The 6,868-nt window shown below is 72.5% G+C and carries 7 protein-coding genes; 6 read left to right on the top strand and 1 reads right to left on the bottom strand.

From position 1 onward, the window contains the following. Nucleotides 1-29 precede the first annotated feature (29 nt). A complete protein-coding gene (locus ACGF2V_RS07420) occupies nt 30-1,349 on the top strand; it encodes an NAD(P)/FAD-dependent oxidoreductase (RefSeq protein WP_362630663.1) in 1,320 nt (439 codons plus the stop codon). Between the two features lie 160 nt (nt 1,350-1,509). Here the strand turns inward: ACGF2V_RS07420 and ACGF2V_RS07425 are convergent, their stop codons facing one another. Then, nucleotides 1,510-3,114 (bottom strand): regulator, encoded by a 1,605-nt coding sequence (locus tag ACGF2V_RS07425; protein ID WP_362703989.1) that lies wholly within the window; start codon nt 3,112-3,114, stop codon nt 1,510-1,512. A 274-nt stretch (nt 3,115-3,388) separates the two neighbouring features. Between ACGF2V_RS07425 and lipB the strand changes: the two genes are divergently transcribed. The 5 genes from lipB (at nt 3,389) to ACGF2V_RS07450 (ending at nt 6,720) form a co-directional block, all read left to right on the top strand. Then, nucleotides 3,389-4,201, top strand: coding sequence for a lipoyl(octanoyl) transferase LipB (gene lipB, locus ACGF2V_RS07430; protein ID WP_362630659.1), 813 nt, complete (start codon nt 3,389-3,391; stop codon nt 4,199-4,201). A 208-nt stretch (nt 4,202-4,409) separates the two neighbouring features. Continuing rightward, the gene (gene lipA / locus ACGF2V_RS07435) at nt 4,410-5,375 is read left to right on the top strand and encodes a lipoyl synthase (RefSeq protein WP_362630656.1); all 966 of its coding nucleotides are present in this window, start codon (nt 4,410-4,412) and stop codon (nt 5,373-5,375) included. A 162-nt stretch (nt 5,376-5,537) separates the two neighbouring features. Continuing rightward, on the top strand, nt 5,538-5,717 hold the full coding sequence (locus ACGF2V_RS07440; protein ID WP_362630654.1) for a hypothetical protein: 180 nt from the start codon (nt 5,538-5,540) through the stop codon (nt 5,715-5,717). A gap of 60 nt (nt 5,718-5,777) precedes the next feature. Beyond that, nucleotides 5,778-6,002: a hypothetical protein gene (locus ACGF2V_RS07445; RefSeq protein WP_362630652.1), complete on the top strand. Its 225-nt coding sequence runs from the start codon at nt 5,778-5,780 to the stop codon at nt 6,000-6,002. A gap of 10 nt (nt 6,003-6,012) precedes the next feature. Then, complete coding sequence (locus ACGF2V_RS07450; RefSeq protein ID WP_362630649.1) at nt 6,013-6,720, top strand: DUF4191 domain-containing protein; 708 nt, start codon at nt 6,013-6,015, stop codon at nt 6,718-6,720. Nucleotides 6,721-6,868: the final 148 nt, after the last annotated feature.

Raw genomic sequence — 6,868 nt, forward strand, 5'->3', positions numbered from 1 at the left:
CACCGGTTGCGACGACTCTGGGAGGGCTCGTGCTCAGCTCGGCACCACACGCGGACGTCGTCATCATCGGGGCAGGGATCGCCGGCCTGTCGGCCGCCCACCGCCTGACCAGCGCGGGGGTGAGCGTCAACGTCCTGGAGGCGGGCCACCGGGTCGGCGGCCGGATGACCACCACCGAGTCGGACGGCTTCCTGCTCGACCACCTCGGACCGCTGCTCAGCACCGCGTACCGGGAACTCCGCCTCACGCCCGCCCTCGAAGGGCTCGCCCTGCGCGCCTTCGCACCGGGGCTGCTCGTCCACAGCGAGGGCCGCCGGCACCGGACGGGCGATGTGCGGGGCGCGCGGGGCGCGTTCGAGGCGGCGCGCGCCCTGGCGAGCTCTCCCCGGCCGCCGATGGGCGGGCCGATCGACCAGGCCCGGCTGAGTGCCGCCCTGAACCGGCTCGCCGCCACCCCGGCGTCGCGCATCCTGGCCCGGCCCGAACAGACCGCGCTCACCGCCCTGTCCCACCGCGGCCTGCCCTCCCGTACGGTCGACGGCTTCCTGCGCCCGCTGCTCTCCGCGCTCCTGAGCGACCCGGAACTCACCACGTCCAGCCGCTGTGCCGACCTCGTCCTGCGCGACTACGCGCGCGGCAGGCTGTGCGTTCCGCAGGGCGGAGCGGGCAGGCTGCCCGAACTGCTCGCGGCCTCGCTGCCGCCCGGCACGATACGGACGGGGGTCCATGTCACGGCCGCCGACATCACCTCGGTCCGCACCCAGGAGCACGGTGAACTCCGCTGCCGTTCCCTGCTGTTGGCGACCGGCGCCGGCGCCGCCGCCGCATTGCTGCCCGGTCTGCGGGTGCCCACCTTCCACCCGGTGACGGTGCTTCACCACACCGCGCCGGTTCCCCCGCAGACCGGTGCCTCACTTCTGATCGACGCGGACCGGTCGGGTCCGGTCGCGCACACGGCGGTGATGAGCGCGGTCGATCCCGCGCGCGCCCCGCGCGGCCGGACCCTGATCAGCACGACGGTGCTCGGCACCCCGCCGCCGGACCTGGACCGCGTGGTCCGCGCGCGTCTCGCCGTCCTGTACGGCGCTCCCACCGACGACTGGGAGCTGCTGGCCGCCCACCACGACCCCGAGGCCGTCCCCGCGATGCCCGCACCCCACGATCTGCGCCGTCCCGTCCGGCTGCTCGCCGGGTTGTACGTGTGCGGCGACCACCGCGACACCAGCACCGTCCAGGGCGCCCTGTTCTCGGGGCGTCGCGCGGCCGAGGCGATCCTCACCGACCTGGGCGTGCGCCCGGGGCGCGGAAAGGGGGACGGGGGCGGTGAGGCACTCACCGAGGCGGCGTGACGCCTCCGGGCCCGGCGCCGGAGCTGTGTGACGCTCCGGATCCGACCGGAGCCGCGCGCGTGCCGCTCCGACCCCGGCCCATCGGGCGTCGCCCGCCGACCGGCCCCGGCCCCGGCCCCGGCCCCGGGAACGGTTCGCCCCGCCCTCTCGAGGGCTCGGTTCACCCCAGCGCGGCAACCCGCTCGCGGTATCCGCGCACCGCAGCCGCGTCCCCGTACGGCTCCAGACGGCGCTCGAAGTCCCGCACGTACTCCGTCGCCCGCGCCGACCGCATCTCCGTCGCCTGCCGGGCGGCCTCGGCACCCAGCCGGCACGCCTGGTCGAGCTCACCGAGTCCGAGCCGGGCGCAGGCCAGCACCACCCGGGAGAACAACCGGCTGCGGGCGTACACCGGCGCGCGCAGTTCGAGGGAGCGCTCCGCGTACTGTGCCGCGGCACGGTACTGCTGGAGGTCGCGGTGGCAGTGCCCGAATTCGTCGGCGAGCTGAGCCTCGTCGAAGTACCGCGCCCAGTGCGGGACCTCGTCCCCGGGTCGGGCGGTCTCCAGCGCGCGTTCCGCCCGTGCCAGCGAGGCGGTGCAGGACCTGGCGTCGCCGAGCACCCCGTGCCCACGCGCCTCGACGGCGTGCAGCAGGGACTGCACGACGGGCGGCGCCGACGAACCGATGCCCTGCTGCGCGACCCGGGCCAGTTGCACGGCTTCCCTGCCGTGGCCGAGGTAGACCGCCTGCCGGCTCATGGTGATCAGGACGTAGCTGCCGTACGCGCGGTCCCCCGCGGCCTGGGCCAGCCGCAGCGCCTGGACGAAGTACCGCTGGGCCAGGCCGTGGGCCGCGATGTCGTACGAGGTCCAGCCCGCGAGCCGGGTCAGATCGGCGGCGGCGGAGAAGAGCCGGCGCCCGGTGGCCTCGCCGTACGTGCCCCGCAGCATCGGCTCCGTCTCGTGCTCCAGGTAGCGGACGAGGGCCTGCCGGGCATGGCCGCCGCCGTAGGTGTGATCGAGGGTGCGGAAGAGTTCGCCGACCGATCGGAGGGCGGCGACATCGCCGCCGCCGACGCGCTGGCCGGGGCTCCGCTCGGTCTGCCGCTGCCGGGGTAAGCAGGGGCCGCCGGACGGACCGACGGGCCGGGACGAGCCCGGCTCGCGCCTCCCGCCGAGGCCGCCGGGCCAGTGCGCCCCGTGCCCCTCTGCTCCGGTCCCGCGTACCCCTGCGGCCCCTCCGACTCCTTCTGCCCCACCGGTCGTCCGGGCCCCGTCGGGCGTGCGGTTCCCGACCGCTTCGCCCGGCACCTGGGCGGCCGACTCGCTCCCCCGCGCCACCCACTCGTCGGCCCGGCCGATCAGCCAGTCCCGGCTGGGCACGACGAGCCCGGCCGGGGTGAAGGCGATCTTGCGCAGCTCGGCATGGCTGCCGGAGTCCTTCCGCCACAGTCCGCTGACGATGTCGACGGCCTCGGCGGGCGTGGCGGCGAACTCCAGGCCCGCGTAGACGGGAGCGCACGCGTCGAGGCCCAGGTCCTGCGCGGAGAGCCGGCGGCCGAGTCTCCGGGTGAAGACCTCGGCGATCAGCGCGGGGGTGGTGCCGCGCGGCTGCTGGCCACGCAGCCAGCGGGTCACGGAGGTCTTGTCGTACCGCAGGTCGAGGCCGTGCTCCAGACCCAGTTGGTCCACCCTGCGGGCCAGGCCGGCGTGGGAGAAGCCCGCCTCGGTGATGAGCGAGGCGAGTCGGCGGTTGGGGGTGCGCTGCGGAGTTCGATCCGACATCAGCTGTACGGTCTCCTGCCTTCGGGGCCGTGCGGGCAGCCCCCTAATGGAACGGCGCGAATTTAGCGGCCTTCGTCCAGGCCAAAGCCGCCTTCACTTCGCTTTCATCCGATCGTGTGAGGATTGAAAACGGCGCTGACGAGGGCCGCCCGGATCCACCTGCCGGTCCGCCTCCGCGGAACCGGACGTACAGTGGCTCGGGGCTGATTCGGTGCTGGTGACGCGGCTCCGGGCATACCCGGCTCCCGACACCACGAGTAGGAAGGCATCTGTCGTGACCGAGCTCCGGTTCGTCCGGCTGGGATTCGGCGAAGAAGCCGTCGACTACCAGGTGGCCTGGGAGAAGCAGCGCGAGGTGCACGCGGCCAGGTTCGAGGACACCGTTCCCGACACCTGTCTGATGCTGGAACACCCGCCCGTCTACACGGCGGGGCGGCGCACGACCGACAGCGAGCGCCCACTGGACGGCACCCCGGTCATCGACGTGGACCGGGGCGGCAAGATCACCTGGCACGGTCCGGGGCAGCTCATCGGCTACCCGATCCAGAAGCTGCCCCGCCCGGTGGACGTGGTGGCGCACGTCCGCCGGCTGGAAGAGGCGCTGATCCGTTCCGCCGCCGAGTTCGGCCTGGAGACCACCCGGGTCGAGGGCCGCAGCGGGGTCTGGGTGCTGGGCGACCCGGTCGAGGACCGCCCGGCCCTCGGCGGTCTCTCCCTCGACTTCGACCCGCGGCTGACGGACGAGGAGTTCGACGCGCGGCTGCACGGGCCCGAGTACGCCCCCTCCAACGCGGGCCAGCGCCGTGAGGACCGCAAGCTGGCCGCGATCGGCATCCGGGTCGCCAAGGGTGTGACCATGCACGGCTTCTCGTTCAACGTGAACCCGGACACCACCTGGTTCGACCGCATCGTGCCGTGCGGCATCCGGGACGCGGGCGTCACCTCGCTCGCGTACGAACTGGGCCGCGACATCACGATCGCCGAGGTGCTGCCGGTCGTCGAGAAGCATCTCAAGGACGTCCTGGAGAACGCGGAGCTCGCCCCGCGCGCCGTCGAACACCCGACGGACGCCGTGGCCACGGCGTGACGGCCGGGGCGGCCCGGTGACGGTCGGCGGGGCCGTGGGAAGCCCCTGCGGGCAATTGCCCCGAGGGGAATCGCCCGTCGGGAATAGGGCCTGTCGGCCACAGGTTGGCCAGACGTAAAGCCGTGTGAACCACGGGCGTACCCTGGTGTTCGCCGAAGAATCCAATGCCCAAGCAACCAGTGCAGTGAAAGCAAAGGGGAGTGCCGGAGTGTCCGCTGTCGCACCCGACGGGCGCAAGATGCTGCGCCTGGAGGTCCGGAACAGCCAGACCCCCATCGAGCGCAAGCCCGAGTGGATCAAGACCCGGGCGAAGATGGGTCCCGAGTACAACCAGTTGCAGAAGCTCGTGAAGAGCGAGGGCCTGCACACGGTGTGCCAGGAGGCCGGCTGCCCCAACATCTTCGAGTGCTGGGAGGACCGCGAGGCCACGTTCCTCATCGGCGGCGACCAGTGCACCCGGCGCTGCGACTTCTGCCAGATCGACACGGGCAAGCCGCAGGCGCTGGACCGGGACGAGCCGCGCAGGGTCGGCGAGTCGGTCGTCACGATGGACCTGAACTACGCCACCATCACGGGCGTCGCGCGAGACGACCTGGAGGACGGCGGTGCCTGGCTGTACGCCGAGACCGTGCGCCAGATCCACGCGCTGACCGCGCAGCGGGAGGCCGGCCGCACCAAGGTCGAGCTGCTGATCCCCGACTTCAACGCGGTGCCCGAGCAGCTCGCCGAGGTCTTCTCCGCGCGCCCCGAGGTGCTCGCGCACAACGTCGAGACCGTGCCGCGGATCTTCAAGCGGATCCGCCCCGGTTTCCGTTACGAGCGTTCTCTGGAGGTCATCACGCGGGCCCGTGAGGCCGGACTGGTGACGAAGTCCAACCTGATCCTCGGCATGGGCGAGACCCGCGAGGAGGTCAGCGAGGCGCTCCGCGACCTGCACGAGGCGGGTTGCGAGCTCATCACGATCACGCAGTACCTGCGTCCGTCCGTGCGCCACCACCCGGTCGAGCGGTGGGTGAAGCCGCAGGAATTCGTGGAGCTGAAGGACGAGGCCGACGCGATCGGATACTCCGGCGTGATGTCCGGGCCGCTGGTCCGTTCCTCCTACCGCGCGGGCCGGCTCTTCCAGCAGGCGATGGATCGGCGCGCCGCCGCCACCGCGGCCCCGACTGCGTGAATCCGATCACAAGAGATTACTCGACGGTAATCGCCGGTCCGAAGCGGCCCATGTGCTCCTCGCAGGTCGAAGGCGCATATGGGCCGCTTCGGCGTGCGCTGCGTCCGGATCAAGGTTTCATTGGTGTTTGACCGACCCGTCATGCACTGGTAACACCGAGCAGTGACGCTGGATGCTCACGGCGCGGTGACGCCGGGCGGTCACGGCATGGTGACGCCGGGCGGCAACGGCGCGGTGGTCTCCCGTGCCGCCCGTCACCACCGCCGCCCCGTTCCCCGCCCACACCACGCCACCGACCACTTCACGCAAGGCAGTCCCGGGCAGTCCGTTCCGGGCAACTGAGTACGCAGCGGTCCGCCCGCAGGACTCAGTCCGCACATCCGCTCCGAGGAGAACTCCACGATGCAGGCCGTGCCGGTACGCGTCACCGCCCTCCCCTCCGTCACCCACGCCCTTCGCGCCGTCGAGTCGCTGCTGCTGGGCGGCGGCCAGCGCACCGCCCGCCGCAACGCCTGGACCGCCGTCCTGGAGGACCGGCGCCGGGCCGAGGACCGGGTGGAGACCGAGCACGTGCTGGCCGAGCACGTACCGGAGGCCGCGGCCGATCGCCGTTCCCGAGCCACGTAAACTTCTGTACATGGCGAGGAAGGCACACACTGAAGGCGCGGAGAGCGCCGAGAACGCGGGGCGGCTCAAGCAGATCGCCCTGACCTACAAGATGACCCGGCGGACCGATCCCAAGGTCGGTCTTGTCGTCGCGGGCGTGGGAATCGTCACCTTCGGTGTCCTCCTCGGGGTCGGCTTCCTGATCGACCACCCGGTTTACTTGGGCATTCTGGGCTTCGTCCTGGGTCTCCTCGCAATGGCGATCGTGTTCGGGCGACGTGCCGAGCGCGCGGCCTTCGGGCAGATGGAGGGGCAGCCGGGTGCCGCGGCGGCGGTGCTCGAACGGGTGGGCCGCGGCTGGACCACGACGCCCGCGGTCGCGATGAACCGCAGCCAGGACGTCGTCCACCGCGCCGTCGGCAAGGCGGGCATCGTGCTGGTCGGCGAGGGCAACCCGAACCGGGTGAGGCAGTTGCTCGCGGCCGAGAAGAAGAAGATGGCGCGCATCCTGGTCGACGTACCGGTGCACGACATCGTCGTCGGCAACGACGAGGGCCAGGTGCCGCTGAAGAAGGTGCGCACCAAGATGCTGAAGATGCCGCGGGTGCTCACCGGCCCGCAGGTGACCACCGCCAACGACCGGCTGCGCGCGATGGGCGACCTGATGAGCAACATGCCGCTGCCCAAGGGGCCGATGCCGAAGGGCATGCGGATGCCCCGCGGCGGGAAGATGCGCTGACGCGACGCGGCGGAAACCGGACGAGGGGGGGGGGGGGGGGGGGGGGGGGGGGGGGGGGGGGCGGCGCCCCCCGCCCCCCCCCCCGGGGGGTGGTCGTCATCCCCGGATCGTAGATCCGCGCGACTGTTCCAGTAGCGCCCAACTTGCT

The organism is Streptomyces sp. NPDC047982 (genome assembly GCF_043204165.1).
Classification (GTDB): domain Bacteria; phylum Actinomycetota; class Actinomycetes; order Streptomycetales; family Streptomycetaceae; genus Streptomyces.

Bases quoted from the DNA above. Each gene is read 5' to 3' on its own strand.
- ACGF2V_RS07425 (WP_362703989.1), bottom strand. From the start codon at position 3,114: ATGTCGGATCGAACTCCGCAGCGCACCCCCAACCGCCGACTCGCCTCG.
- ACGF2V_RS07445 (WP_362630652.1), top strand. From the start codon at position 5,778: ATGCAGGCCGTGCCGGTACGCGTCACCGCCCTCCCCTCCGTCACCCAC.
- ACGF2V_RS07450 (WP_362630649.1), top strand. From the start codon at position 6,013: ATGGCGAGGAAGGCACACACTGAAGGCGCGGAGAGCGCCGAGAACGCG.